25 protein-coding genes are annotated in these 25,014 nt (G+C 70.4%); 9 read left to right on the top strand and 16 right to left on the bottom strand.

Annotated features, from left to right (window positions below; translation table 11 throughout):
* Positions 1–11 precede the first annotated feature (11 nt).
* Both PKF00_RS24655 and PKF00_RS24650 read left to right on the top strand, forming a co-directional pair.
* Positions 12–1,208: a cytochrome P450 gene (locus PKF00_RS24655; RefSeq protein WP_271220002.1), complete on the top strand. Its 1,197-nt coding sequence runs from the start codon at positions 12–14 to the stop codon at positions 1,206–1,208.
* Positions 1,209–1,240: 32 nt separating this feature from the next.
* A complete protein-coding gene (locus PKF00_RS24650; protein ID WP_271220001.1) occupies positions 1,241–1,906 on the top strand; it encodes a TetR/AcrR family transcriptional regulator in 666 nt (221 codons plus the stop codon).
* Positions 1,907–1,975: 69 nt separating this feature from the next.
* On the opposite strand, the gene PKF00_RS24645 is transcribed toward PKF00_RS24650, so the two are convergent.
* Both PKF00_RS24645 and PKF00_RS24640 read right to left on the bottom strand, forming a co-directional pair.
* Positions 1,976–4,336 carry a polysaccharide lyase 8 family protein gene (locus tag PKF00_RS24645; RefSeq protein WP_271220000.1) on the bottom strand — a complete coding sequence of 787 codons (2,361 nt, stop codon included), beginning with the start codon at positions 4,334–4,336 and terminating at the stop codon, positions 1,976–1,978.
* A gap of 132 nt (positions 4,337–4,468) precedes the next feature.
* On the bottom strand, positions 4,469–4,873 hold the full coding sequence (locus tag PKF00_RS24640; protein WP_271219999.1) for a DUF7144 family membrane protein: 405 nt from the start codon (positions 4,871–4,873) through the stop codon (positions 4,469–4,471).
* Positions 4,874–5,052: 179 nt separating this feature from the next.
* Here PKF00_RS24640 and PKF00_RS24635 point away from each other — a divergent pair, with 179 nt between their 5' ends.
* Both PKF00_RS24635 and PKF00_RS24630 read left to right on the top strand, forming a co-directional pair.
* Positions 5,053–5,586 carry a GNAT family N-acetyltransferase gene (locus PKF00_RS24635; protein WP_271219998.1) on the top strand — a complete coding sequence of 178 codons (534 nt, stop codon included), beginning with the start codon at positions 5,053–5,055 and terminating at the stop codon, positions 5,584–5,586.
* A gap of 177 nt (positions 5,587–5,763) precedes the next feature.
* Positions 5,764–6,564, top strand: coding sequence for an alpha/beta fold hydrolase (locus tag PKF00_RS24630; RefSeq protein WP_271219997.1), 801 nt, complete (start codon positions 5,764–5,766; stop codon positions 6,562–6,564).
* A 102-nt stretch (positions 6,565–6,666) separates the two neighbouring features.
* On the opposite strand, the gene PKF00_RS24625 is transcribed toward PKF00_RS24630, so the two are convergent.
* The 7 genes from PKF00_RS24625 to PKF00_RS24595 form a co-directional block, all read right to left on the bottom strand.
* Positions 6,667–7,095, bottom strand: a complete 429-nt coding sequence (locus PKF00_RS24625) for a hypothetical protein (protein ID WP_271219996.1) — start codon at positions 7,093–7,095, stop codon at positions 6,667–6,669.
* A 63-nt stretch (positions 7,096–7,158) separates the two neighbouring features.
* Positions 7,159–7,386, bottom strand: a complete 228-nt coding sequence (locus PKF00_RS24620; RefSeq protein WP_271219995.1) for a DUF397 domain-containing protein — start codon at positions 7,384–7,386, stop codon at positions 7,159–7,161.
* Positions 7,387–7,526: 140 nt separating this feature from the next.
* Positions 7,527–8,363 (bottom strand): helix-turn-helix domain-containing protein, encoded by an 837-nt coding sequence (locus PKF00_RS24615; protein WP_271219994.1) that lies wholly within the window; start codon positions 8,361–8,363, stop codon positions 7,527–7,529.
* Positions 8,356–8,883 (bottom strand): DUF6879 family protein, encoded by a 528-nt coding sequence (locus tag PKF00_RS24610; protein WP_271219993.1) that lies wholly within the window; start codon positions 8,881–8,883, stop codon positions 8,356–8,358. Before PKF00_RS24610 ends, PKF00_RS24615 begins: the two co-directional genes overlap by 8 nt.
* 4 nt (positions 8,884–8,887) lie before the next feature.
* Positions 8,888–9,079 (bottom strand): hypothetical protein, encoded by a 192-nt coding sequence (locus PKF00_RS24605; protein ID WP_271219992.1) that lies wholly within the window; start codon positions 9,077–9,079, stop codon positions 8,888–8,890.
* A gap of 174 nt (positions 9,080–9,253) precedes the next feature.
* Positions 9,254–10,408 (bottom strand): ROK family protein, encoded by a 1,155-nt coding sequence (locus PKF00_RS24600; RefSeq protein ID WP_271219991.1) that lies wholly within the window; start codon positions 10,406–10,408, stop codon positions 9,254–9,256.
* The gene (locus tag PKF00_RS24595) at positions 10,409–11,608 is read right to left on the bottom strand and encodes an FIST signal transduction protein (protein WP_271219990.1); all 1,200 of its coding nucleotides are present in this window, start codon (positions 11,606–11,608) and stop codon (positions 10,409–10,411) included. It lies immediately after the preceding gene.
* A 162-nt stretch (positions 11,609–11,770) separates the two neighbouring features.
* Between PKF00_RS24595 and PKF00_RS24590 the strand changes: the two genes are divergently transcribed.
* On the top strand, positions 11,771–13,159 hold the full coding sequence (locus tag PKF00_RS24590) for a sigma 54-interacting transcriptional regulator (protein ID WP_271219989.1): 1,389 nt from the start codon (positions 11,771–11,773) through the stop codon (positions 13,157–13,159).
* Between the two features lie 69 nt (positions 13,160–13,228).
* Positions 13,229–15,175: a vWA domain-containing protein gene (locus PKF00_RS24585; protein WP_271219988.1), complete on the top strand. Its 1,947-nt coding sequence runs from the start codon at positions 13,229–13,231 to the stop codon at positions 15,173–15,175.
* A 76-nt stretch (positions 15,176–15,251) separates the two neighbouring features.
* Here PKF00_RS24585 and PKF00_RS24580 read toward each other — a convergent pair whose 3' ends face one another.
* The 4 genes from PKF00_RS24580 to PKF00_RS24565 all read right to left on the bottom strand — a co-directional run bounded on the left by PKF00_RS24580 (position 15,252) and on the right by PKF00_RS24565 (position 18,534).
* Positions 15,252–15,674: a DUF6292 family protein gene (locus PKF00_RS24580; RefSeq protein ID WP_271219987.1), complete on the bottom strand. Its 423-nt coding sequence runs from the start codon at positions 15,672–15,674 to the stop codon at positions 15,252–15,254.
* Between the two features lie 658 nt (positions 15,675–16,332).
* The gene (locus tag PKF00_RS24575) at positions 16,333–17,307 is read right to left on the bottom strand and encodes a TIGR04500 family putative peptide maturation system protein (protein ID WP_271219986.1); all 975 of its coding nucleotides are present in this window, start codon (positions 17,305–17,307) and stop codon (positions 16,333–16,335) included.
* Entirely contained in the window at positions 17,304–18,278 is a 975-nt protein-coding gene (locus PKF00_RS24570) for an MvdC/MvdD family ATP grasp protein (RefSeq protein ID WP_271219985.1), read from the bottom strand. Before PKF00_RS24570 ends, PKF00_RS24575 begins: the two co-directional genes overlap by 4 nt.
* 67 nt (positions 18,279–18,345) lie before the next feature.
* A complete protein-coding gene (locus tag PKF00_RS24565; protein WP_271219984.1) occupies positions 18,346–18,534 on the bottom strand; it encodes a hypothetical protein in 189 nt (62 codons plus the stop codon).
* 203 nt (positions 18,535–18,737) lie between these two features.
* Here PKF00_RS24565 and PKF00_RS24560 point away from each other — a divergent pair, with 203 nt between their 5' ends.
* Positions 18,738–19,157 (top strand): hypothetical protein, encoded by a 420-nt coding sequence (locus PKF00_RS24560; protein ID WP_271219983.1) that lies wholly within the window; start codon positions 18,738–18,740, stop codon positions 19,155–19,157.
* Positions 19,158–19,326: 169 nt separating this feature from the next.
* Here the strand turns inward: PKF00_RS24560 and PKF00_RS24555 are convergent, their stop codons facing one another.
* Complete coding sequence (locus PKF00_RS24555) at positions 19,327–20,466, bottom strand: cystathionine gamma-synthase (RefSeq protein WP_271219982.1); 1,140 nt, start codon at positions 20,464–20,466, stop codon at positions 19,327–19,329.
* 56 nt (positions 20,467–20,522) lie between these two features.
* Positions 20,523–20,735, bottom strand: a complete 213-nt coding sequence (locus tag PKF00_RS24550; RefSeq protein ID WP_271219981.1) for a hypothetical protein — start codon at positions 20,733–20,735, stop codon at positions 20,523–20,525.
* 132 nt (positions 20,736–20,867) lie between these two features.
* Here PKF00_RS24550 and PKF00_RS24545 point away from each other — a divergent pair, with 132 nt between their 5' ends.
* A complete protein-coding gene (locus tag PKF00_RS24545) occupies positions 20,868–22,088 on the top strand; it encodes a sensor histidine kinase (protein WP_271219980.1) in 1,221 nt (406 codons plus the stop codon).
* 414 nt (positions 22,089–22,502) lie between these two features.
* Here PKF00_RS24545 and PKF00_RS24540 read toward each other — a convergent pair whose 3' ends face one another.
* Positions 22,503–23,873: a cystathionine beta-synthase gene (locus tag PKF00_RS24540; protein WP_271219979.1), complete on the bottom strand. Its 1,371-nt coding sequence runs from the start codon at positions 23,871–23,873 to the stop codon at positions 22,503–22,505.
* 134 nt (positions 23,874–24,007) lie between these two features.
* Here PKF00_RS24540 and PKF00_RS24535 point away from each other — a divergent pair, with 134 nt between their 5' ends.
* Positions 24,008–24,982, top strand: a complete 975-nt coding sequence (locus PKF00_RS24535; RefSeq protein ID WP_271219978.1) for an SGNH/GDSL hydrolase family protein — start codon at positions 24,008–24,010, stop codon at positions 24,980–24,982.
* The last annotated feature ends 32 nt before the right edge of the window (positions 24,983–25,014 follow it).

Here is a 25,014-nt window from a genome sequence, read left to right as displayed (position 1 = left end):
CAGGGGGTTGCATGAGCGAGTCGACGACGCTGCCGTTGCACATGCGGCGGGCGGGGTTCGATCCCGATCCGGAGCTGGGGGAACTGCGGAAGGATGAGGGCATCAGGCGTTTCAGCACGCACCTGGGCTTCGACGCCTGGCTGGTGACCCGCTACGAGGACGTCCGCGAGGTTCTGGGCGACACCGAACGGTTCAGCAACGCCTGGCAGGGCCGCTTCCAGCTGCCCTGCGCCCCGGCGAAGAGCGAGGAGGAGCTGGCGGCGCTGCGCGCGGGCAACCTGCTCTCCTCCGACCCTCCCGAGCACACCCGGCTGCGCCGCTTCCTGACGCCGGAGTTCACGCTCCGCAGGATGCGCAGGCTGGAGCCCCGGATCACACGCATCGTCGAGGACCACCTGGACGCGATGGAACGGGCCGGGTCCCCGGCCGACCTGGTCTCGTCGTTCGCGCTGCCGATCCCGTCGCTGGTGATCTGCGAGTTGCTCGGCGTGCCGTACACCGACCGGGAGGACTTCCAGCGCAGGAGCAGCCTGCTGCTGGACGTGTCGGCGCCCGTGGAGGAGCGCGTGGCGGCGCAGGACGAGTCACGCGCCTACATGGCCGAGCTGGTCGCCCGCATCCAGGCGGACCCGGGTGAGGACCTGCTCGGCATGCTGGTGCGCGAGCACGGCGGCGACCTGACGGCGAACGAGCTCGTCGGCATCGGCAACCTGCTGCTGATAGCCGGTCACGAGACCACCGCCAACATGCTCGGTCTCGGCACACTGGCCCTGCTGCGCCATCCCGACCAGCTCGAACTGCTCAGGAAGGAGCCCGAGCGCGTCGACGCCGCGGTGGAGGAGCTGCTGCGCTGGCTCAGCGTCGTCCACACGGGCGCCTTCAGGATGACGACCACGGAGGTCGAGATCGCGGGCCAGGTCATCGGGCCCGGCGAGCTGGTGTCGTGCTCCCTGCCCGTCGCCAACCGCGACCCCGCGCTCCTGCGGGATCCCGAGACGCTGGACCTCGCCAGGGGCGCGCACGGCCACGTGGCCTTCGGTCACGGTGTGCACCACTGCCTGGGCGCGCCGCTGGCGCGGATGGAGATGCGCATCGCCTTCCCCGCCCTCCTGCGGCGCTTCCCCGAGCTGCGCCTGGTCGAGTCCGAGGCCCGCTTCCGGTCCTTCAGCGTCGTGTACGGCGTGACCTCCCTGCAGGTCGCCTGGTAACCGTCCGCATGCGGACTGCTAGCGTTCGAGATGTGTCAGAGCAACGACGTCGAGCCGATGCCCTGCGCAACTCGGACAGGATCGTCAGGGCGGCGATCGCGGCTCTCCGGGAGAGCGGCGTCGCCGTCCCCCTGGAGGAGATCGCCCGCCGGGCCGGAGTCGGGATCGCCACCGTCTACCGGCGGTTCGGCGACCGCGACGGCGTGGTCCGGGCCTGCTTCGAGACGTACTTCGCCGAAGAGGTCGAGCCCCTCGCGCTGGCCGCCCGTGAGGCCGCCGACCCTCGTGAGGGGCTCGCCGAGGCGCTGGCCGCCATCGTCGACACGCTGGCCGCCCACCAGGCCCTGCTCACCGCGGCGCGGGAGGCGGGGGCGTTCACGGTCGCGATCGCCGAACGGTTCTCCGAGCCGCTCGGGGACGTGCTGGCCGAGGCCAGGCGGCGCGGGCTGGTCCGCGCCGACCTGCTGGTCCGCGACCTGGCGGCGATCGTGGTGATGGCGCTGGCGACCGTCAACCGGTCAGACCACGAGGGCAGCGACCACCGGCGTTACCTGGCGCTCCTGCTGGCCGGCACCCGCCCTTCGGCCGAGCCGCTCCCCCGCCCCTCGGCCGCCCGCCTCTTCGGCCACGAGGACGACCACCCCTGCGCGGCCGACGGCGCCGCGCAGCCGGAGCGGGAATCGCCCCGGAGCGGCTAGCGCGCTCCATCCGCGTTCACCGGGCCAGGCCGGGCCGGACGGGCCGAGCGGCTCGGCCGAGGGCCGGGGTCAGCCGAGCCGTACGACGACCGTGTGCGAACCGCCCGCCTGGTCGGCCAGCCGTTCGAAGACGAGCGTGAGCCCGGCGCCGGTCGTGGCCCTCGCCAGGAGCGGGTGCCCGCGGAGGACCTCGGCCACCGGACGGTTCCAGGTCACGGTCAGCTCGTCCAGGTCGCGCCGGGGGTCCGACACGGTCAGCGTGGCCACGCCGCCGCCGCCCTCCCTGACGAGGAGGGCGCACGGCGCGGAGGCGGCCAGGTCGCCGACGGCTCCGTCGTTCCAGAAGTTGACGGCGGTGAGGCCCGCCGACGGGACCCGGACGCCCTGCTGGCGGACGGTGTTGGCCAGGACGCGCGCCCAGCCGGGGTCTGCGGCGCGGGCCCTGGTCTGCGCCCGGGTCGCCCCCGGCATGAGGAGGTAGACGTAGTCGGCCGAGACGGGATCGACGCCGTGGTCGAGCCAGATGGTCGCGTAGCCGCGGGTCACCGGGTCGGAGCCGCCGTCGCGCCCCTCGCCGCCGTTGCGTTCGTCACTGGGGGTTCGCGCCTCGCCGCCGACGCGTTTCTCGCACAGCGTGCGCGGGCGGGCGCAGGGCATCACGTAGCCGCCGTGCCCCTCGATGTGCGCCCAACCGGCCTGCTCGTCCACGGTGAGGAGCGCGTCGGTCCTGCGGTTGTCCACGACCGTCTCGACCGGCACGCCGTCCCTGCCGGTGATCCCCGCGCCCAGGCAGACCACCGCGTCGTCGAGGAAGAACCACGACTTGAAGGCCTCCATCGTGCTCTCGAAGCCGTTCAGGTGCTGGCCGACCGTCGCGTACAGGCCGTCGGTCGCACCGCCGACCCAGCGGTCCGGCGGGCAGGTGTCGCCCCATCCGAGACCGGCCCCGTCGGCGAGCCGCCGGGTGGAGACGGTCGTGCCCGGCAGGCGGTAGGGGTCGACCGTGGCCCAGAAGGAGTCGGAGTACTGGTCGCCGTGGCCCTCGGCCCACCAGTAGAGCATTCCCGAGCCGGTGTGCCAGCCGCGCAGGTTCTCGCCGTTGCCGTGCTCGTAGTGGCCGATCCGGTCCGAGGCCATGCTGAGCCCCGCGCACCAGCCGGGCCTGCGGTGGACGGCGCGGGCGCTCATCGCCAGCAGGCGGTGCCCGACGGGTTCGTCGGCCGCGGGGATCGCGTCGTCGTCCAGGATCGCGGTGAGGCGGGCGTGAAAGCCCAGGTCCCCGTTCTCCGCCGCCTTGAGCATGGGCAGGTGGACGCCCCGCCGCGCCCACCCCTTGACCATGCCCCGCCAGCGGGCCTGTTCGGCGGCGGAGGCCGTCTCCCCCAGCAGCAGGATCGCGGAGGCGATCCCGCGCCCTCTGTCGTGGTCGCCGTACGGCTGCCTGCTGATCCCCCTGCCGCTGACGAGGTCCATGCAGAAGCCGTCGTGGACGACCGGCGCGAACGACCTGTCGACCATGTCGTAGACGACCTGCCGGTTCGGGTCGGTGACCTCCCACGGCGAGCCGCGCAGCACCGCGAACATCGTCGCGAGGCCGGACAGCAGCGACGCTCCGTAGGTGCCCTGGTAGGGGACGAACGTGTGCTGGACGAACGAGCCGTCCCGGTAGAACCCGTCGCCCTCGCCGACATAGGGGAAGACCGGGGAGAGCGCGGAGACGGCCAGCGCGGCCTTCGCCGGATCGGACCCGACGACGGCGCGCAGCAGCGTCACCATGCACAGGTCGACCCGATTGGCTCCGGTGCTGGTGCCGCTGTAGTCGTCCAGGTAGCACTCGGGGACGAAGTGGTCCACGGCCTCCAGCAGGGGCCCGGTCCGCCGCTCCGACAGGTGCGGGCCGATCAGCACGGCCGCGTCGAGGAGCTTCTTGGGAACGCCGATCTGCCAGTGCCACCAGTTGCCGACCGGGGCGGCGCCCGCGGCGTACACCCGCCGCCGGTAGTGGTCGACGCCGACGGCGACGGCCTCGGCCAGGTTCGCGTCGCCGGTCAGCCCGGTCCCCGGCAGGGCGTAGGCGCGGGCCATGGTCTGCAGCCGCGCCATGGTGGCGACGAAGGAGGGGAACGCCCGGTCGGGCCAGAGCGACGTGTCGGCGGGCGCCATGGTGTCCCGGTATCCGGCCGCCGTCCTGCCCAGCCTCGCCAGCCGGGTCCGGTACGGCTCCGCCGCCGCGTCGAACCCCGCCCCCGCCGTCACGTCCCGCCAGTTGCGGCGCAGCAGGGCGAAGGAGTCGTCCCCCACGTGCGCGAGCCGGTCCCCCGCCCGCGCGCTCCCGCCCCACGCGTGCGCGGCACGGGCGACCGTGATCAGTGCTCCGGCCGCGGCGACACCGCTGAGCTGGAGAAATAATCGCCTGGAATATCCGCCCACACATAGATTATTAGCGAAAATCATGATCACTCCGGCGAAGGGCCGCGACGAATTCGCGTCCCCGCCCCGGCCGGGGGCGACGGCGGCCCGCCATCGGCCGCCCGCGACCTGGCCCGGTGGTGTCCGGGCGGGTCAGGGGCGCAGCGCCGCAGTCTCACGTCCGTGCACGATCAACGCGTACAGGACGATCACGTCGATGGCGATGACAATCAGGGACCACCACGGGTTGGCCGCGATCCACGCCATCTGCGTGACGGCGTTGATGGCGACGAGGATGATGGCCACCACCCGCGCCCACTCCTGGCCGATGGTCACGGCCGTGCCGACGATCACGAGCACGATGCCGAATATCAGGTGGATCCAGCCCCACCCGGTGAGGTCGAACACCAGCAGCCGGTTGCGGACCTGGACGAAGAGGTCGTCGTTGAGGATCGCGTACAGACCCGAGATCAGGTTGAACACGCCCACCACGATCATTACTATGCCTGCGAACCAGATCCAGCCGACCCAGCCCGTCACCCGTGTCTCCTGTGCCATACCGCTTTGCTCCCCGTCGGCGATCGGAACATCACCGGAGCCGGTGAAGCCTCGCCCAACACGCTGCGCACACGGGGACGACCCGTGGGCGTGTCTTTGCGATCCGCCTCCGCCGTTGACCGTACGCCTCCGTCGTTCCCGCCCCGCGCCGGACGACGCCGGGTGCCAGGATGGCGGGCATGACCGAAGTACATGTCGTTCACACCGCCGATCTCGACGCCGCCGTCCTCAAGGCCGCGCGGGCGCTTCTCGACGAGGTCTTCGAGGGTGACCTGAGCGACGACGACTGGGAACACGCGCTGGGCGGAATGCACGCCCTGCTGTGGGAGGGGGCCGAGCTGGTCGGGCACGCGTCGGTGGTCCAGCGGCGGTTGCTGCACGGCGGCCGGGCGCTGCGAGCCGGTTACGTCGAGGGCGTCGGGGTCCGCGCGGACCTGCGGCGGCGCGGGTACGGCGCGGCCATGATGGAAGCGCTTGAGCGGGTGATCCGCGACGCGTACGACCTGGGCGCGCTGAGCGCCTCCGACCAGGCCGTGGACTTCTACGCGACACGCGGCTGGAAGCAGTGGCGGGGGACGACGTGGGCCTTCACCCCCGCCGGCGTCACGCGCACCGAGGAGGAGGACGAAGGCGTCCACGTCCTTCCCCTGGCGGTCCCCCTGGATCTGTCCGGCGAGCTGACCTGCGACTGGCGTGACGGTGACGTCTGGTGACCCTCCCCTGAACCCGCTGCCCCCGCCGAACCGGTAGGGGCACACCCCTCCCTCGACAGGTCCTGGCCTCGTCACACCCAACACCGACAATAAAAATTGTCTTGACAAAATAAGTCGTCAGGAAGAGGATTGCGGCAACGCAGGCAAGAGCGAGCGGGAACGCGAAGGAGCGCAACGATGACCACGACGCACGGATACGCGCCGGTGAACGGGCTTGAGATGTACTACGAGGTTCACGGGACCGGCGCGCCGCTGGTCCTGATCCACGGCTCCTTCTCCGGAATCGGCACCTCCTTCGGCCGGCTGCTCCCCCACCTCGCGAAGAACCGCCAGGTGATCGCCGTCGAGCTCCAGGGACACGGCCGCACGGCCGACATCGACCGCCCGCTGACCATCCCGCACCTGGCCGACGACGTGGCGGCCCTGCTGCGCCACCTCGACGTCGGCCAGGCCGACGTCCTCGGCTACAGCCTCGGCGCGGGGATCACCCTGGAGCTCGCCCGGCGGCACCCGGAGCTGACGCGCAAGCTCGTGCTCGTCTCACTCGCCCACGCCGAGAGCGGCTTCAACCCGGGCCTGCTGGAGGGGATGAGCGCCCTGGAGCCCGCGCACCTGGAGGGCTCCCCGTTCCACCAGGAGTACCTCGACACCGCGCCCAACCCGCAGGACTTCCCCACGCTCGTCGCCAAGGTGAAGCGGATGACCGAGGAGAACCCCTACTGGTCCGCCGAGGCCGTCCGCTCCGTCCAGACCCCCGTCCTGACCGTGATCGGCGACTCGGACATCGTCCGCCCCGAGCACGCGGCGGAGATGTTCCGGCTGTTCGGCGGCGGCGTGGCGGGCGACGTCGCGGGCCTGCCGAACTCCCGGCTCGCGGTGCTCCCCGGCACCACCCACGTCACGGTCGTGCACCGCGCCGACCTGCTGGCCCCGATGGTCGAGGAGTTCCTCGACGCCCCCGTCACACAGAACGACTGACGGCGAAAGCCGTACACCCGGCCAGGGCGAGCCACCCGCCTGCCCCCGGCCGAGCGTCTTCTCCGTGCCACACCGCTCGACCACGACTTTCGGGCAACCTCGTCACCGCCCGCCGCTCGGGCAGGGGTATCCGGGGGCGTGCCGGTTGGGGCAGCAGACCATCGCGATGTGAACGTAGCGTTCACCACGCAGATAGAACCCCCAGCAGACGTCGACACCGCCGTTCAGGTCATATGTCGCGTTTCCCAGACGAGCGTCTTCACCGATCCTCGTCTCCTGGTCGGGCAGGTGAAACGACGGCATGACCTCCGCGTACCGTGTCGCCAACCACTCCAGCGCCGCCTCCGCCCCGGCGAAGGTCTGCTCGATTCGGGTACGCGGCTTCAGCAGCCAGTCGCAGAGCCGGAAAGGCGGGAGCGGCGATCCGATGAACGGAGCCGGGTCCGACGGGGCGAGAGGAGGGCGGCGCACTCCGTCCGCCCGTTCAAGCTGCGCCGTCCCCCCGTTCCATTGGTATGCGTGGTAGTGCACCGTTCCCCCTGACGGTAGACGACCTCCACCCGAAGGCACGGGCGGAGGTCGCGGAAGTGGTCGCTAGAAGAGCCCGCCGACCTGCGCGGCCAACCAGCGCAGTTCCGTTCCGGTGAACCTCAGCGTCCCCGCCGCCGGGTTCTTGGAGTCACGTACCGCGAATGCCGCGTCCTCGCCGGGAATCGCCGCGATCTCGACACAGTTGTCCATTTCTTCGTCGCCCTGGTTACCGCCGCAGGGCCGTAGGAAGCTCGCGCCGGTCAGATCGATGTCGTACAGGTTGACAGTCATGATCGCACCTCCATGTCAGGGAATGAATGCGAAGGGTGACGACCTGACGGTACGGAGCAACTCACGTTCGCAGCAAGGAACTTTCTCGCAGTTGCTTGAAGTGCCAAAAGGATCGGATCGATGGAGAAAATCCAGGGATCTCAGCCTGCGAGGTCTTCCATAGCTCTCACAATGATCTTTCGAGCTTCCACCCCGTAACAGGCAACCCTGGCAAACCAGGAGAACATGCGCGCGTGCTGCTCGACTTCCTCGGGAAGAGTAAGGGTCAGCTCAGCGGAGAAGGTCTCGGCGACGACCGCCCGCTCATCCATGATCCAGAAGCCGGTCAGCGGAGTGTGCGGCAACAAGGCCCTCATGGGAACGATTCCGAGCCGAACCCTGGGCAACATGGCGAGCGTCGTCAGCCGGTCAAGCTGACCCAACATCACGTCGGGAGGCGCCATGCCGAGGCGCAGCGCGGCCTCCAACACAACGAAATGAAACGACTTCGCAGGACTGTAGAGAATCTCCTGGCGACGCAGACGAGTGGCGATCCCGTCTTCGACGTCATCGGGGATCCCGTAGAAGGCGATCGACTGGGACAGCCGTTGCCGAGCGTATTCGCTGGTCTGGAGCAGGCCAGGAACCACGCACGGCTCGAACACCCGGAAGCGTTCGGTCTCGGCCTCCATCTCCAGCCAGCTCTGTTGCCTGGCCCTGGTGCCGTGTCGCAGCTGCCGTCGCCACTCGCTGTACAGGGTCTGCATGGATCGCAGTGAGGCGATCATGTCGGCTGCTTCATCTGGGACGCCGGTGGCCTCACACCACAGCCGCAGATCCTCCTCTGACGGGGTCTGACGACCGTTCTCCAGCTTACTGATCTTCGATGGCTGCCAGCCGTGTCGCGCAGACAGCTCTCGGCCGGTCAGACCAGCACCGAGCCGCAGCTCCTTGAGCCGTGCGCCCATCATCTGACGGACACGAACGATGTCACGCACCGGAGTTCAGGAACTCCTCACGGGACACCGAGTGCTCCCACGCGAGATCACGCCATTCGCCGTGTTGCCCGACAGTCGCCGGGTCAGTGACGATCTCGGCCCCTCGCAGCACGTCGTCGACGCTGAAGTGCACGAACGCCAGCCGCCGGTTGTCGAAAAGCCACCAGTCATAGTGCGGCAGGCCCAGGCGATCGGCCTCCTGCCGGTCGAGATAACGGATGTGGTCGCCGGCCGCGTTGTTGTGCTCCGCCACAGCCAGGCCGAACCGGGTGTAATCCGTGAAGGGGTGCGACACCACGCGAACACGACGGATCGTTCGGCCGTGTGCGTTGTGATCTCGCACGAGGTCGAGCCAGAACCGAAGCCACTCCATGTCATCCGGCTCACCGGCGAGGAAACGGCGCAAGGGAGCGCTTTCGTTCTTCGCCTCGCGGTACCGGTCACGTGTTTCCAGACGGAACGCGGACGTCGTGAAGGTGGCGAACAGTCGCTCGAAGTCGTCGCCGGTCAGAAGACCCATGAGATCACCCTAGGAACTTGAACAGCTCCCTGGGAACCTCCACGAACGCCTCGCCGTCCAGGATGTCGTGGGCCTCCGCGAGCGTTCCGGGATCGGTGATCTGCATCCCTTGGATGACCAGAGTGCCGCGCTCTGTCTCATAGATCGTCGGGCATCCACCACTGGATGACGTGCTGCCGACGAATCGCATCTTCATGTGCTCTCCTGTGAAGAAAATTTCGCCGCGTTTCCTCCTTGAGAGTGGACAACTCAGGGAACACCGTCAAGCTTTTTCTCACATACAGCGACTTCACTGTTTCCCACAGTCATCGAACTCGTACGGCAAAGCACCCCAGAGAGGACGAAAAGCTCTGGAGAGGGCAGGAAATGGCTAGTGGGGCCAGTAGCGGTCGGCGGCGAGGATGAGGGCGGCGGCGCCCACCAGGCCGGCGTCCTGGCCCAGGGAGGCGGGGACGACCCGGGCGCGCCGGGCGAACTCCATCCGGGTGTGCTCGCGGAGCGTGGTCTCCAGGGGGTCGAACAGCAGGCGGCCCGCCTGGGAGAGGCCGCCGCCGACGGTGACGATGTCGAGGTCGCAGAGGTTGACGGCGGCGGCGACGGCCAGGCCGAGAGCTCGTCCCGCCCTGTTCATGGCCGCCAGGGCGATCTCGTCGCCCGCGTCCGCGTCCAGCGCGAGCTGCCGTCCGCTGGCCACCGCCGCCTCCACATAGGAGACCTGGTGGGAAGCCCCGCCTGCGGCCTGCTGGGAAACCCCGCCTGTGGCCCGGTGGGAAACCCCGCCGGTGAGAGCGCCCGGCGTCCAGCCCTGCCCGACCGCCCACGCGGCCAGCGCGGGGCCCCGCGCGACGGCCTCCAGACAGCCCCTGGCCCCGCACCCGCACACCGGGCCTCCGGGCTCGACGACGATGTGCCCGACGTGTCCCGCGTTGCCGCTGCCGCCGTCGATCAGCCGGTCGCCCAGGACGAGCCCGCCGCCGACGCCGGTTGAGACGACCATGCCGAGCATGTTGGCGCTGCCCCGTCCCGCGCCCCGCCAGTGCTCGGCGACGGCCACGCAGACGGCGTCGTTGTGGACGCGCACCGGCACGCCGGGAAAGAGCTCCGCGAGCCTGGCCCTGAGCGGGAAGCCGCGCCAGCCGGGCATGTTCAGCGGCGAGACGACGCCTTCCGGCCAGGTCATCGGGCCGCCGCACCCCACTCCCACGCCTTCGACCGGGAGGCGTTCCGGCGGGGGGCTGCCAGGGCCGGGATCCGAGAGGCGTGACTCGCCAGGGCCGGGGGCCGGGAGGGGGGAGCCGCCGCTCGCGTCCTCGGCTTGGAGGGCCTCCGGACGGGAGACGCCGGTCGGCGGAGAGTCGGTCAGCAGGGAGTCGATCAGGTCGACGAGCGTCTTCCACAGGGTCTCCGCGTCGCCGCCCTGGGGGGTCGCCACCCGCCGGGCCCTGTCGACCTCTCCTCTGGCGTTCACCAGGGCGACGGCGAACTTCGTCCCGCCGATGTCGACGGCAAGCACCGATCCGGACATCTAGCGATCATACGGTCTGTCGGCAGACGGACGGGTGGAGAAGACCAGGACGGAGGCGGTGAAACCGTGGACGTGGTTGTGTCCGCCGACGGGGCCGACCTCCCCCGCCGCGAAGAACCCGGCCACGCCGATCGGGCCGAGCGTGTCCCTGACCGCGACCGCGTCGTGGTCGGCGCTGCCGAACATGGCCGAGCCCCTGCCGTTGCAGGAGAACAGCAGCGCGCCGTCTCCCCCGCCGAACTCCTCCCGGTGCGCGTCGAGCAGCTCGTAGAGGTCCTCGTCCGCGGTGGCGGCGTCACGCACCTGGAAGCGCACCGTGCGGCCGATCTCGACGACGTCGCCGATGGCCACGGCCTCCCGTTCGGGGTCGATGCCGAGCACTCCCCTGATGAGGAAGTCGCCGCGTTCGTGCCGTTCGGCGTACTCGTCCATCGCGAGGCCTATCTGCAGCCCGGAGGCGACCAGTTCCCGCTCGTCCTCGTCCAGCGCGCTGACGACCTCCTCCAGCCTGGCCAGCGCGGGCTGGCCCGCGAGCTCCAGGAGGAGGTTCTCCTCGACGCCGGTGACGGTCATCGTCGGGCCGATCGGACGGCAGCCCTGGCTGACGACGGCCCTGACGTTGATGGGGCCGCCGAGCAGCACTCCGACGGCGCCCTCCGTGTAGACCTCCCCGTCGGCGAACAGCCGTACCGCGCCCCTGCCCTGGAGCGCGTTGGCCAGGCCGCCGATCAGCGGCAGGTCGCCCAGCACCTCGTCGGAACGCTCGACGAAGCCGTCGGTGGGGAAGCTGTAGGGGTCGGCGAACAGGATGGCCGCGTGGTCGTCCGCCTGGGGTTCTGGGAGACCGACCACGACGAAACGGTCATCGGCCCGCAGGGTGTCCAGCGCGAAGGTCCTCAGTCTGGCCCCGTCGAGGGTGGCGGCCCACGCGCTCACCGAGGGCGTGACCTCGACTCCCCGCCCGTCCCCGATCACCCCGGTCGCGCTGCAGCCGATCACCGACGCTCCGGGGACCATGCCCATGACGCGCAGTCCGGCGCGGGAGACGTCGTCGGGATCGTCACCGCAGATGAAGAAACAGACCAGGTTAGGGGGTCCGGTCAGGCCGGAGAGGGCCTGACGCACCGCGGTCTCCGCAGCCGCGACCAGGTCGGATCCCACGGCGAGACCATCGGCGAAGCAGCTCGTCAACAGTGCCACTCGTCTCACCTCCCCTTCTTGTCCGAAGCCTTGCCTTGCAGCGATTCTCCCCACTGTGAGGACAAGCACGCGCCCCGACCGTCACACGATGCCCAAGATCCGAAACCGGGATAAGAGTCCCGGTTTCGGCTTCGGGGACGTAGGCTCAATCTCGTGCCTCAAATGCCAGAGCCACGTACTCTGCGCGAACTTCGCGCGAGCGGCCATATCCACCGTACGGTAAAGGCCGAGATCCGTGAGAACCTCCTGGCCCGCCTGCGGGCAGGAGAGCCGCGGTTCCCCGGCATCGTAGGCTTCGACGACACCGTTCTGCCCCATCTGGAAAGAGCTCTGCTCGCCGGGCACGACCTGGTCCTGCTGGGCGAGCGCGGCCAGGGCAAGACCCGCCTCATCCGCACCGTGACCGGGCTGCTGGACGAGTGGACGCCGGTCGTCGACGGCTGCGAGATCAACGACCACCCCTACGAGCCCTCGTGCGCCCGCTGCCGCCGCCTGGCCGGCGAGGCGGGCGAGGAGCTGCCGGTCTCCTGGCGGCACCGCGACGAGCGGTACGGCGAGAAGCTCGCCACGCCCGACACCTCCGTCGGCGACCTGATCGGCGACGTCGACCCCATCAAGATCGCTGAAGGGCGCACGCTCGGCGACCCGGAGACCGTCCACTACGGACTGGTCCCCAGGAGCAACCGGGGCGTCTTCTCGGTCAACGAGCTGCCCGACCTGGCGGAGCGGATCCAGGTCTCGCTGCTCAACGTGCTGGAGGAGCGCGACATCCAGGTCAGGGGATACAACCTGCGCCTTCCTCTGGACATCCTGCTGATCGCCAGCGCGAACCCCGAGGACTACACCAACAGGGGCCGGATCATCACCCCGCTGAAGGACCGCTTCGGCGCCGAGATCCGCACCCACTATCCCCTGTCGATCGAGACGGAGCTCCGGCTCATCCGCCAGGAGGCCGCGCTCGACCATGTGGGCGCCGACCTGCCCGACCACCTGGTCGAGGTGATCGCGCGCTTCACCCGCCTGGTCCGCGAGTCCACCGCCGTCGACGCGCGCTCCGGGGTCTCGGCCCGGTTCTCCATCGCCGCCGCCGAGACCGCCGCCGCCTCCGCCGTACGGCGTGCGGCCCTGACCGGCGAGGAGCACGCGGTGACCCGGGTCGCCGACCTGCCGGACATCGTCCACACCCTGCGCGGCAAGGTGGAGTTCGAGGTCAGCGAGGAGGGCAGGGAGACCGAGGTCCTCGCCCACCTGCTCCGCAGGGCCGTGGCGGAGACGTTCCGCGGCACCCTGGGCGGCGTGGACCTGGCTCCGCTGCTGGAGAGGTTCTCCGAGGGCGTCCAGGTCGAGTCGGGCGCCCTGGTGCCCGCCGGTGAGCTGCTGCGCAGGATCGGGCCCGTGCCCGGCCTCGCCAAGATCATGTCGAGGCTCGGCATCGGCGACGAGTCCCCGGGGCACGCCGCCGCGGCGCTGGAGTTCGCCCTTGAGGGGCTCTACCTCCTGCGCCGCCTGTCCAAGGACGAGGTGGACGGCGCGACCGTCTACCGCACCTGAGATCCCGGCGGGTCTCGGGTCGATTTCCTCCCCCGGGCCGGGTCCGGGGGAGCGCTGGAGGGGTGTTCGATGAGCTACCGCTATGGCGAGTACCGGGACGGGCCCGACCCGCTCGCCCCGCCGTACGACGTGCGCTCCGCGCTCGACCAGATGGGCGACGCCGTCCTGTCCGGCGCGAACCCCGACCACGCCCTGCGGGACCTGCTCAAGCAGGGCCTGCCGGGGGCGGGAGACCGGCGGGGCCTCGACGACCTGCTCCGCGAGGTACGGCGGCGCAGGCGCGAGCTGCGCGAGCGCGGGCGGCTCGACGGGACGCTGGAGCGGGCCAGGGCCCTGCTGGACAAGGCGATCGGCCAGGAGCGGGCCGAGCTGTTCCCCGACCCGTCCGACGACGCCCGGCTGCGCGAGGCGGAGCTTGAGGGGCTGTCCTCGGACACGGCGAGCGCGATCCAGGAGCTCAGCGACTACCAGTGGCGCTCGGCCGCCGCGCGGCGGACCTTCGAGGAGCTGCGTGACCTGCTGCGCAGGGAGGTGCTCGACAGCCAGTTCCGCGGCATGCGGGAGGCGCTGGCCAACCCCGACCCGGCCGCGATGGAGCGGGTCAGGCAGATGATGTCCGAGCTGAACGACATGCTCGACCGGGACGCGCGTGGCGAGCACACCCAGGCGGACTTCGACGACTTCATGTCGAGATATGGCGACATGTTCCCCGAGGCACCGAGGAACCTGGAGGAGCTGGTCGACATCCTCGCCCGCAGGGCCGCCGCCACCCAGCGCCTGATGGCCTCGTTGACCCCCCGCCAGCGCGAGGAGCTCAACCAGCTGATCAACCAGACGCTGGACCAGGCCGGGCTGGGCGAGCAGATGCGCCGCCTGGGCGACTCCCTCTACGCCCGCCGTCCCGACCTGGCCTGGAACACCCCGGAACGGCTCACCGGCGAGGATCCCATGGGGATGGGCGACGCGGTGACCGCGCTCGAGGAGCTCGCCGATCTGACCCAGCTCGAGGCCGCGCTCCGCCAGGACTACCCCGGCGCCCGCCTCGACGACGTCGACGAGGCCGCGATCCGCCGCGCCCTCGGCCGCTCGGCCGTCGACGACCTGGAGGCGCTCAAGCAGATCGAGCGCGAGCTGGAGCAGCAGGGCTACCTGCGCCGCCAGCGCGGCAAGCTGGAGCTCACCCCGAAGGCGGTGCGCCGCCTCGGCGAGACCGCGCTGCGCCGCGTCTTCGCCTCCCTGGACTCGGGCCGCAGGGGCGACCACGACCAGGTGGACGCGGGCGCGGCCGGGGAGCTCACCGGTTCCTCCAGGCCCTGGCGGTTCGGCGACGAGCAGCCCATCGACGTGGTCCGCACGGTGGTCAACGGTGTGCGGCGCGGCGGGACCGCGGGAAGGGTGACGCTGTCGGTCGACGACTTCGAGGTCGCGGAGACCGAACGGCGCACAGCCGCGGCGATGTGCCTGCTGGTCGACCTGTCCTACTCGATGGCCCTGCGCGGCACCTGGGCCGCGGCCAAGCAGACCGCGATGGCCCTGCAGGCGCTGGTCTCCTCGAAGTTCCCCCAGGACTCGGTGCAGATCATCGGCTTCTCCAACTACGCCCGCATCCTGCAGCCCGACGAGCTCGCCGGGCTCGAGTGGGACATGGTCCAGGGCACGAACCTGCACCACGCCCTGCTGATCGCGGGCCGCCACCTGGACCGCCATCCCGACTTCGAGCCGGTCGTGCTCGTGGTCACCGACGGCGAGCCGACCGCCCACCTGCGGCGCAACGGCTCCGCGGCCTTCGAGTGGCCGCCGACGAGCGAGACCCTTGAGTTGACGCTGGCCGAAGTGGACAAGATGACCCGGCGCAGGGCGACGCTCAACGTGTTCATGCTCGCCGAGGACGAGCGTCTGAAGGAGTTCGTGAACGAGGTCGCCCGGCGCAACGGCGGCCGGGTCTTCTCCTCCAGCGCCGACCGCCTGGGCGAGTACGTCGTCAGCGACTTCCTGCGGACCCGCAGGTCACGCTGAACCGGCCGGGACCGCGCCCGGGAGGCGCCCTCGCGCGTCACGGGCTCGAGCGGCCCTGAGGCGTCCGTGCGGGGGTTCAGACGTCCGCGTAGGCGAGGTAGCCGTTGAGCGCGAGGTCGAACCCGTCGCGGTAGTGACGGTAGGAGCGGTAGCAGGGCCGCCAGGCGGTGCTGTTGCCGACGCCGGCGAGGGCGTCGGCGACCGCGGCGGGGACCCGGTCGGGGCTGGGCAGCAGGCCGCCGCCGAGATAGCGGGAGTCGGCGAGGACGGTGCAGCGGTCATGGTCGCCGGACACGTAGCGGCCACGACGCCAGCCGCTCTCCTCGTCCCACACCAGAGCGTCTCCGCCGGTCAGCAGGATCGTGGCGGCACGCGGGTCACAGGGGCCCTCCCACCAGTCGGTGACCTCGGCGCCCATCGCCTGGACGACACGGCTCACGTAGAAGGCCGGCTGCCGCCGCCATTCCTCGGTGTACGGCTCGACATGTTTCACACCCACAGCGGGCACTCCCTTGTGCCGTCGTGCACGACTTGGTTCAATGCTCGCCCGGCACGACCGCGACCTCACCGCCGACGGCCTCGTCACACGGAAACGAGCCCGTCAGTGATCCTACTCACTTCAATGGGGTGCTTAGAGCAGAAATAAGAAGATCTACCATCGCACATCACCATAAATGCGCGTTATCCAAATCGTGATGTTCCAGCGCCAACTTCTGCCCCGAAGGTTCCATCTCTACTACACGACGGCGTTCGCCGTCACACGGAGCCGAATGTGAGGAAGGCCGATGTTCGCGCTGGTCCTGGGAGTGCTGCTGCTCATCGGATGCACCTGTTTCGAGGTGTGCGCCGTCTCCAGCGGCCGCGACCGGCAGGACGCCTTCACCGCCGAATGAACGGCCGACGTTTCCCGATGGGGACGAGCGGACGGCGGGCGTCGCCCCGCCTTCGCGGGCAGGCCGAGCACGGAAATGAGCGGCGGGCATTCACGATGAACGGCCTGCTCCACCTGCCCCGGTGAGGTCTCTCTCCGGCCGCCGACCGGCGGGCACGCTCGCTCGGGGCGAACGCGCACCCCGGCCACGACGACCGCCTGCCTCGTCCCACCCGCCCCCACACCGGACGAACGCCGCCTCCCCCGGGGTTCGGGGACGAGCCGCTCAGCGCCAGTGCCACTGGACGTCGGCCGTGGACCTCTGCTCGGCGAGCCATTCGGCGAAGGCGACGCGCCCCGCCGCCGCGACGACGCGCGGGTCGTCCTCCCGTGCCGGGATCCGGTGCAGCACCTGGCCGATCAACCGGTCCGTGGCCACCAGAGCGCCCGGCTCGGCCAGTCGGAGCGGCCGCGGCAGGTCCCGGTTGTACGCGGTACGACGGAAGACGCCTACCTCTCCCCCGGCGAGCACGGCCCTGACGGGGAAGTCCTTGGCCGGGCCGTCCACCAGGGCGACGAGGTCGCGCTGATCGTCGCTCTCCACCCAGACGGCTCGGACCGTGGCGAAGTCGGCGCGATGGGCCGCCAGGTGGCGCGCGGCGAGCTCCGCGGCCTTCCGGTCGCGGAAACGACGGACGCGGACCGCGGTCTCGATGTTCCCCTGGAACATCTCAAGGGTCACGCCCCGCGCCGCCAGGTAGGCCAGCGTCGCCTCCTCGTCCAGCAGACCGCGACCGCGCCGGAAGGAGTCCGCCGCCGCCTGCGCCTCCTCCGCGTCGACCGGCTCGTCGTCGTCCGCGACGGCGTTCCGCAGGAGGCAGTGATCGAGCAGCTGCTCGTATCCGGTCGGTTCGTGGAGCGCGCGCAGGGTGGCGAGCCCGTCCGGCAGGCTCAACGAACGCCCGTTCACGGTGGCCACCATGTCCGCGGCCCAGTGCGTGGAGTGGTCGACCGCCCACGGCACTCCGTCAGAGGGCTGCACGGTCAGGGCGACGGTGCCGCCCTCCGGATGGTCGAGCAGCAGGTCGTAGTCGACGACCGGGCTGGCCGGACGGTGTTCCACCACGAGCTGGGGCGTCGACCCGGGGTGCTCATCGGCCCAGGCCGCGAACGCGCTCCTCGCCTCCGGCACACAGTCCCGGCGGCGCGGCAGCCGCCGCAACAGCTCGACGGCCGAGCCGAGAGGAAGAGATTCGGTCATGACGCTCCTTCGTCCGCGGTGAGCCATTCGGCGATCGCCTCGGCGATGTGCAGGCCGGTGAGCTCCTCGATCCAGCCCCACTGCCCGTTCGGGTTGATCTCCAGGAAGACGTACCGGCCGTCCGGAGTGACGATGAAGTCGAGCGCCCCGTAGTTCAGGCCGAACGAACGGACCAGCTCCAGGCAGCGGGCCTGTTCCGCCACGGGCATGTCATGCGTCGCGTACCTGACCGTCTGGTCGTCGTAGTGCCGCCAGTCCTGGCTGGTCGTCCGGCTCGCCTGGGAGTCGATCTCGGCGGCGAACACGCGGTCGCCGACCACCGTCACCCGCAGCTCGACCGCCTTGTCGACGTTCGGCTGCAGGATCATCGGTTCGTACCGCAGGCGTTGACGTCCCGCCAGGTGACGCCGGTGGATCGGCGAGGTGAACAGGCCGTGGTCCTCACCGTCGAGCTGGAAGCCGTACGGCAGGGCCGTCTTGCCGATGAGCCGGCCCCGCGCCCGTTCCCAGGCGGGCACCAGCTCCGCGGGATCGTTGGTCACCGTCGTCTCCGGCACGACGAAGCCGAGATCCGCCGCCCTCGCCAGGTTGACCAGCTTGTTGTCGGCCAGCTGGACCGCCCCTCTCGGTCCGGGAAGCCGCCGCGCCCGCAGCGACTCGATCATGCCCATGACGAAGTCACCGCACGTCCACGCGGCGTGTTGACGGTGGGTCGGGTCGGTCACCTCGCTCGGGATGACCGGTTTCCCCGGACGGCGCTCCCAGACCGCCGTCACCTCGCCCAGGTCGTGGAGATCGTCGTCGACGCGCAGCAGCTTCCTGCGGCCGTCGGCGGAGAAGTGGACGGTCGCCGTCGAGTTCGCGGGGAACGTCGCCGGATCCCACCAGAGCACGGCGACGCCGCGCCGCTCCAGGTAGGGGAGCACATAACGGACGGTGTCGTCGCCCGGCTCACTGAGAATCAGAATCATGAAGGTCTCCGGGCGGGCGGCGGGGAGCCACCGGGCAGCCCCCCGCCGCCGCCAGCGCTCAACCCGGTCAGGGCGCGATGAAGTCCGGCTTGTTCACGTCGCCGCTGCCTGCCACGATGCGGCACTTCCACACCGTGGGCTCGCTCATGGGCCCGCGCTCCATGCCGCCGACGACGACCTCCAGCTCCGCGTCCGACACCTCGGCCAGCTCGCCGGAGAGAGCACCCAGACTGATGTTGATCTTCTGGCTCCGCACTGTTCTTCCTTTCCGTGCCGCCTCGCGGCACGACGTCGATACGGATCTTCAGTGCGAGAAGCTAGAAGCCGACGTTTGCGAACGACATGGAGGCGTCCTTGGAGGCGCCTTGGAATCGGCGCGGCCGCGGGAAGACGTCACCCGGCGGCAAGGCCCACGCGCGCCGTACCCGGTTGAGATCACCGAGGGCTAATGTCTGGCTCATGACAGAACTGCTGCTCTGGCTGCACATCGGTTTCGCGATCTTCACCCTCGGGCCGATCACCGCGGCGACCATGTCCACGCCGAGGTTCATCCGCGCCAAGGACGTCAACGTCCTGCGCTACCTGCACAAGACCACCAGGATCTACGGCGTCGCCGCCCTCGGCGTGTTCCTGTTCGGCCTGCTGCTGGGGCGCGAGTTCCTCGGCAAGCCCTACCTGTCGATCTCCATGACGCTCTTCGTCGTCGCGGCGGTGCTGCTGGTCATCGTGGACCGCGACCAGGCCACCGCCATCCGGGTCCTGGCCGCCGAGGCCCCGACCGACGACGCCAAGACGCAGAGGGGCAGGATCGCCGCGCTCTCCGGCGTGGTCGCCCTGATCTGGCTGGTCATCCTGGTGCTCATGATCTGGGGCGGCTAGACCTGGCCGGGCCCGCCCCGGACGGTCCAGGACGGTTCCGGACCCCGTCCGGGCGACCCCTGACAGCCCGCCCCGCCTTCAGGCCCCGGCCACGGGCGGCGGACCAGGGACGGCGAACCCCGTCGCCGTCCCTGTCAGCCGTCCGGTCGCGGGAGGGGAGAGAGGGGTCTCAGCCCAGCGCGCGGGTGAGGTCGGCGAGCAGGTCGTCGATCGACTCGATGCCGACCGACAGGCGCACCAGGTCGGCGGGGACCTCGAGCGGCGAACCGGCCGCGGAGGCGTGAGTCATCCGCCCCGGGTGCTCGATCAGGGACTCCACCCCGCCGAGGGACTCCCCGAGGGTGAACAGCTTGGCCCGGTTGCAGATCTCGACCGCCTCAGCCTCTCCCCCCGCGGCCCGGAAGGACACCATGCCTCCGAAACGCCTCATCTGCTTGGCCGCGACCTCGTGCCCCGGGTGCTCCGGCAGACCCGGGTAGAGCACCGAGCTCACCTTGGGGTGGGAGAGCAGCAGGCCGGCCACCCGCTCGGCGTTGTCGCAGTGCCGCTCCATCCGCACCGCGAGCGTCTTGAGCCCGCGCAGCGCCAGCCACGCGTCGAACGGCCCGGCGACCGCGCCCATGGCGTTCTGGTTGAAGGCGAGCCGGTCGCCCAGGTCCGCGTCCGCCGTGACGAGCGCCCCGCCGACCACGTCCGAGTGACCGCCCACGTACTTCGTGGTCGAGTGCACGACGATGTCCGCGCCCAGCGCCAGCGGCTGCTGGAGGTACGGCGAGGCGAAGGTGTTGTCCACGACCAGCAGCGCGCCGTTGTCGTGGGCGAGCTCCGCCAGGGCCGGGATGTCGGCGATGCCGAGCAGCGGGTTCGTCGGCGTCTCCACCCAGACGATCCTGGTCTTCGGCGTCATGGACGACGCGACCGCGTCCAGGTTGCCGAGCGGCACCGGGTCGTAGTGCAGCCCCCACGGCTGGTGCACCTTGGCGAACAACCGGTAGGTGCCGCCGTAGGCGTCGTTCGGGATGATGACGTGGTCGCTCGGCTTGCAGACCGTGCGGAGCACCGCGTCCTCCGCCGCCAGACCGGAGGCGAAGGCCAGACCGCGCACACCGCCCTCGACGGCGGCGATGGCCTCCTCGAAGGCGGTCCTGGTCGGGTTGGCCGAACGGCTGTACTCGTACCCTGAACGCAGCCCGCCGACGCCGTCCTGCTTGTACGTGGACACCGCATAGATCGGCGGAACAACGGCCCCGGTATGCGGATCGGGTTCCTGACCTGCGTGAATGGCCAGCGTTTCGAATCCTTCAGTCATAGGGCCAGCCTATTGCGCCGTGTTTATCGCGACGCCTGCGGCGTCGCGGGCTGTTCTCAGGCGGCCTGCCGGGTGCGAGGCTCGGTGTGGCGGCGCGGCAGCCGTACGATCTCTCCGTCGGCCCCGACGGGCGGGGCCTGGATGTGGCGGCCGCTGCCGCCCTCGGCGTGTTCCCCGTTGATGCGTGACAGCAGGACCGGGTCCGCCAGCACCAGAGACAGCGCGACGACGAGCCCGACGATCAGCAGCACAACCCCGATGACGGTCATTTTCCTCTCCCCCTTCGACGTCTCAAGCATCGGCGAGGGACGCCGGGGCCCGCCTCCGCTGAAGGGCCGGTTCGAGGACGGTCCGCTCGGCCGAACGGCTGATGCCGCACATGGCCGAGAGGCCTAGGCTCAATGGCCGTGGGGGAACATCGCATCGTCTACTGGATCCAACGGCTCAGCGAGCTGGCGCTCATCGGCTGGCTCGTGCTGCTGCTCCTGGTCGACGTGATGGTGACCGTCGCGAACCACAACCCGGCGATGTGGCTGAACCCCGTGTGCGGCGTCGTCGGCGTCCTGGCCGTGCTGTGGCGCCGCACCCGCAGGATCAGCGGGTTCGCCGTCCTGCTGGGGGTGTCGTTCGCCTCCTCCCTCGTCATCGGGGTCATCGGCACCGCGGGAACGCCCGCCCTGGCGGAGACCGGGTCACTGCTGATCCTGACCGTCAGCGGCCTGCGCGGGATCGAGCCGATCAGACGGGCCGCGCTGTTCTCGGTGGCGTCGATGATCACGCTGGAGAGCTCGGCGGGCCGGCTGCACGAGGACGACGCCTCCCTGGCCATCGGATTCCTCGTCTTCGTCGCCTGGTCCGTCGCCGCCTCGGTCGGCGCCTACCTGCGCTTCCAGCTGGAGCGCCGCAAGGAGGCGGTGAACTCGGTACGGCGGGCCGAACGCCTCGAACTCGCCAGGGAGCTGCACGACCTGGTCGCCCACCACATCACCGGGATCGTCGTCCAGGCACAGGCGGCCAAGGTCGTCGCGGAGCAGAAACCCGAGGCCGTCGTCCCCGCGCTCGACGCGATCGCCGGGGCTGGAGCGGACGCGCTGACCTCGATGCGCCGCCTGGTCAGCGTGCTGCGCGCCCAGGACGAGGCGGCCCGCTCCCCCGGCACGACGCTCATGGACATGCGCACGATGGTCGAACGCTTCTCCGCGGGCGGCCCCCAGGTCGTCTTCGACATCGGCCAGGGCATCACCGACGACACCCTGGCCCCCGAGGTGATGACCACCCTTCACCGGGTCCTGCAGGAGTCTCTCACCAACGTGCGCAGGCACGCCCCCGGCACGGGATGGGTCGAGGCCGACCTCCGGCTGAGCGACGGCCACGATCGGGAGGCCAGGCCGGGCAGAGACCAGGGCTCCAGACGGGACCAGCGCCCCCCGGGGGCGGCGACGCGCCGGGTGTGGCTGCGCGTGCGCAACTACGGCTCGGCGGTCGACGCCAGGATCTCCCGCCTGGGGGGCGGGTTCGGCCTGGTGGGCATGGCCGAGCGCGTCGAGGCTCTCGGCGGCCGACTCACCGCGGGCCACACCCCCGAAGGCGCCTGGGAAGTGCTCGCCGAGTTCCCCGTCTGACCCCGCCCAAGCTGCCGAAACAGCCCCGCGAGCCCCCTCGCCCCCGCCGGTGTCCGGACCCGCCCACATGCCTGCCGGTGTCGGGACTGGTTGTCGGCTTGGGCGCGTCGGTGTCTGGACTGAGGCCCGGCTTGGGCGCGTCGGTGTCTGGACTGAGGAACGCAGGAGCGAAGCGACGGAGTGACGAGGGAAGACACCGACCCGGGAGCGCCCAAGCCCGCGACGCGCAGCGTCGCAGTGAGACAGCAGGAGCGCAGCGACGGAGTGACGAGGGAAAGACACCGACTCGGGGGCGCCCAGGCCCGCGACGCGCAGCGTCGCAGTGAGACAGCAGGAGCGTAGCGACGGAGTGACGAGGGAAGACGCCGACCCGAAAGCGCCCAAGCCCGCGACGCCGAAGGCGTCGCAATCAACTCAGTGGTTCACCAGGAAGGCCAGCAGGTCCTGACGGGTGACCAGGCCGACGGGCTTGCCGTCGTCCAGGACGACCGCGGCGTCGGCCTTCTCCAGTGCCTCGATCGCGATGGAGACCGGTTCGCCCGCGCCGATCATGGGCAGCGGCTGGGACATGTGCTCGGCCAGCGGGTCGGTCGGCCGTACCTTGCCGCGGTAGAGGGCTTCGAGCAGGTCGCGTTCCACGATCGAGCCGACCACCTCGGCCGCCATTACCGGAGGTTCCTCTTTCATCACCGGCAGCTGCGAGACGCCGTATTCACGCATGATGGAGATGGCGGTGTCCACAGACTCGTGGGGGTGGGTGTGCACGAACTCGGGCAGCCCGGAGCCCTTCCGGACAAGCACGTCCCTGACCAGACCCTCGTCCGAGGAGGTGGTCAGGAAGCCGTAGTCGGCCATCCACTCATCGTTGAAGATCTTCGACAGGTAGCCCCTGCCGCCGTCGGGCAGCAGCACCACGACCACGTCCTCGGGGCCCGCCTGCCTGGCCACCCGCAGCGCCGCCACCGTCGCCATGCCGCAGGAGCCGCCGACCAGGAGCGCCTCCTCACGGGCCAGGCGGCGGGTCATGCCGAAGGAGTCCTTGTCGGAGACCGCGATGATCTCGTCGCAGACCGTGGTGTCGTAGGTGGCGGGCCAGATGTCCTCTCCGACGCCTTCGACGAGGTACGGCCTGCCGGTGCCGCCGGAGTAGACCGAGCCCTCCGGGTCGGCCCCGATGACCTTCACCCTGCCGTCGGAGATCTCCTTCAGGTAGCGGCCCGCGCCGCTGATCGTGCCGCCCGTGCCGACGCCCGCCACGAAGTGGGTGATCCGGCCCTCGGTCTGCTCCCAGATCTCCGGGCCCGTCGAGTGGTAGTGGCTGTCGGGGTTGTTGGGATTGGAGTACTGGTCGGGCTTCCAGGCGTTCGGCGTCTCCCTGGCCAGCCGGTCGGAGACGGAGTAGTAGGAGTTCGGGTGGTCGGGGGAGACCGCCGTCGGGCAGACCACGACTTCGGCCCCGTAGGCGCGCAGCACCGCGATCTTGTCCTGCGCCACCTTGTCCGGCACGACGAACAGGCACCGGTAGCCGCGCTGCTGCGCCACGATGGCCAGTCCGACGCCGGTGTTGCCCGACGTGGGCTCCACGATCACACCGCCGGGGACCAGCGCCCCCGACTGCTCCGCCGCGTCGATCATGCGCACCGCGATCCGGTCCTTCACCGAGCCGCCCGGGTTGAAGTACTCCACCTTGGCGAGCACCTGGGCGGGCACTCCGGCGGTCACCTTGTTCAGCCGTACAAGCGGGGTGTTTCCCATCAGCTCGACCAGCGAGTCATGCACGCGCATCGCGACGATCACCTCAAAATACCGAAGCCTTGTCGGCTTGTTGTGTTGAACGCCGCGGCCCTCAGGGGTTGGGTGGGACTCGGCTGGTTTTCAAGGCAACGCTACCCGTCGCGCTGTACCGAAGGGGCAACGCCGTGAGCTGGACACCGGGGGCGGCGCGGGCCGCCCGGCGCATCGCGACCGCCGCAGCCCTGGGGGGAGGAGGGCTGACCGCCCTCGGCGCGGTCACATACGGACTGCTGCTCGGTGAGGCCCTGCTGGCGCGTCGCATCGTGGGCCGCCCGCACGGCATGGAGGGGCCGCCGTCCGACGGGGTCTACGGCGACTTCGACGGCGAGCCGGTCCGGCTGGTCATGCTGGGCGACTCGACCTCGGTGGGACTGGGCACCTCCGAGGCGGCCCAGACGCCGGGAGTGTTGATCGCCAAGGGGCTGGCCGTCATCGCGGAGCGTCCCGTGCGCCTGACCGTGGTCGGCAGGTCGGGGGCCGTCTCCGCCGAGCTCGGAGAGCAGGCGGACCGGGCGCTCGAGGCCGATCCCGAGATCGCGATCGTCTTCGTGGGGGCGAACGACGTCACCACGCAGACGATGCCGACGCACGCCGTACGGCATCTGCAGAAGACGGTGCGGCGGCTGCGGGAGGCCGGGGCCGAGGTGGTCGTCGGCACCTGTCCCGATCTGGGGACCGTCAGGCCGATCGCGCAGCCGCTGCGCTGGGTGACCAGGCGTTGGAGCCGCCAGCTCGCCGCGGCGCAGACGGTGGCCGTGGTCGAGGCGGGCGGCCGTACCGTCGCCTTCGCCGATCTGCTGGGCGCTGAATTCGATGCAAACCCGGGCGAAATGTTCGGACCGGATCGTTTCCATCCATCTGTCCAAGGTTATCTACAGGTTGCTTATGCGGTGCTACCTTCTGTATGCACCGCACTTGGACTGTGGCCAGAGCCGCCTTCCGAGCGCAGTGAGTCGATCTACCTCGCGGCGGCCAAGGCCGCGGAGGAACCCGGCGCCGAAGTCTCCGCAACCCGCGTCGCCGGCCGAGCAACCGGACCCCACGGACGGTGGGCGACACTGCTCCGTCGGAGGCCTGGGGTGCTGCCTCACGACGCCTGAACACGGTTACCCTCCGCGTCGGGGCCGTGACG

The sequence above is a fragment of the Streptosporangium carneum genome (assembly GCF_027922005.1).
GTDB lineage: Bacteria > Actinomycetota > Actinomycetes > Streptosporangiales > Streptosporangiaceae > Streptosporangium > Streptosporangium carneum.
The sequence above is the reverse complement of the archived record's forward strand: the minus strand, read 5'-3'. Positions and strand labels throughout refer to the sequence as shown.

Excerpts from the sequence above, each read along its gene's own strand:
- PKF00_RS24655 (WP_271220002.1), top strand. The coding sequence starts at position 12 with ATGAGCGAGTCGACGACGCTGCCGTTGCACATGCGGCGGGCGGGGTTC.
- PKF00_RS24640 (WP_271219999.1), bottom strand. The coding sequence starts at position 4,873 with ATGGCACAGGAGACACGGGTGACGGGCTGGGTCGGCTGGATCTGGTTC.
- PKF00_RS24635 (WP_271219998.1), top strand. The coding sequence starts at position 5,053 with ATGACCGAAGTACATGTCGTTCACACCGCCGATCTCGACGCCGCCGTC.
- PKF00_RS24630 (WP_271219997.1), top strand. The coding sequence starts at position 5,764 with ATGACCACGACGCACGGATACGCGCCGGTGAACGGGCTTGAGATGTAC.
- PKF00_RS24620 (WP_271219995.1), bottom strand. The coding sequence starts at position 7,386 with ATGACTGTCAACCTGTACGACATCGATCTGACCGGCGCGAGCTTCCTA.
- PKF00_RS24610 (WP_271219993.1), bottom strand. The coding sequence starts at position 8,883 with ATGGGTCTTCTGACCGGCGACGACTTCGAGCGACTGTTCGCCACCTTC.
- PKF00_RS24605 (WP_271219992.1), bottom strand. The coding sequence starts at position 9,079 with ATGAAGATGCGATTCGTCGGCAGCACGTCATCCAGTGGTGGATGCCCG.
- PKF00_RS24600 (WP_271219991.1), bottom strand. The coding sequence starts at position 10,408 with ATGTCCGGATCGGTGCTTGCCGTCGACATCGGCGGGACGAAGTTCGCC.
- PKF00_RS24590 (WP_271219989.1), top strand. The coding sequence starts at position 11,771 with ATGCCAGAGCCACGTACTCTGCGCGAACTTCGCGCGAGCGGCCATATC.
- PKF00_RS24585 (WP_271219988.1), top strand. The coding sequence starts at position 13,229 with ATGAGCTACCGCTATGGCGAGTACCGGGACGGGCCCGACCCGCTCGCC.
- PKF00_RS24575 (WP_271219986.1), bottom strand. The coding sequence starts at position 17,307 with ATGACCGAATCTCTTCCTCTCGGCTCGGCCGTCGAGCTGTTGCGGCGG.
- PKF00_RS24570 (WP_271219985.1), bottom strand. The coding sequence starts at position 18,278 with ATGATTCTGATTCTCAGTGAGCCGGGCGACGACACCGTCCGTTATGTG.
- PKF00_RS24560 (WP_271219983.1), top strand. The coding sequence starts at position 18,738 with ATGACAGAACTGCTGCTCTGGCTGCACATCGGTTTCGCGATCTTCACC.
- PKF00_RS24555 (WP_271219982.1), bottom strand. The coding sequence starts at position 20,466 with ATGACTGAAGGATTCGAAACGCTGGCCATTCACGCAGGTCAGGAACCC.
- PKF00_RS24550 (WP_271219981.1), bottom strand. The coding sequence starts at position 20,735 with ATGACCGTCATCGGGGTTGTGCTGCTGATCGTCGGGCTCGTCGTCGCG.
- PKF00_RS24545 (WP_271219980.1), top strand. The coding sequence starts at position 20,868 with ATGGCCGTGGGGGAACATCGCATCGTCTACTGGATCCAACGGCTCAGC.
- PKF00_RS24540 (WP_271219979.1), bottom strand. The coding sequence starts at position 23,873 with ATGCGCGTGCATGACTCGCTGGTCGAGCTGATGGGAAACACCCCGCTT.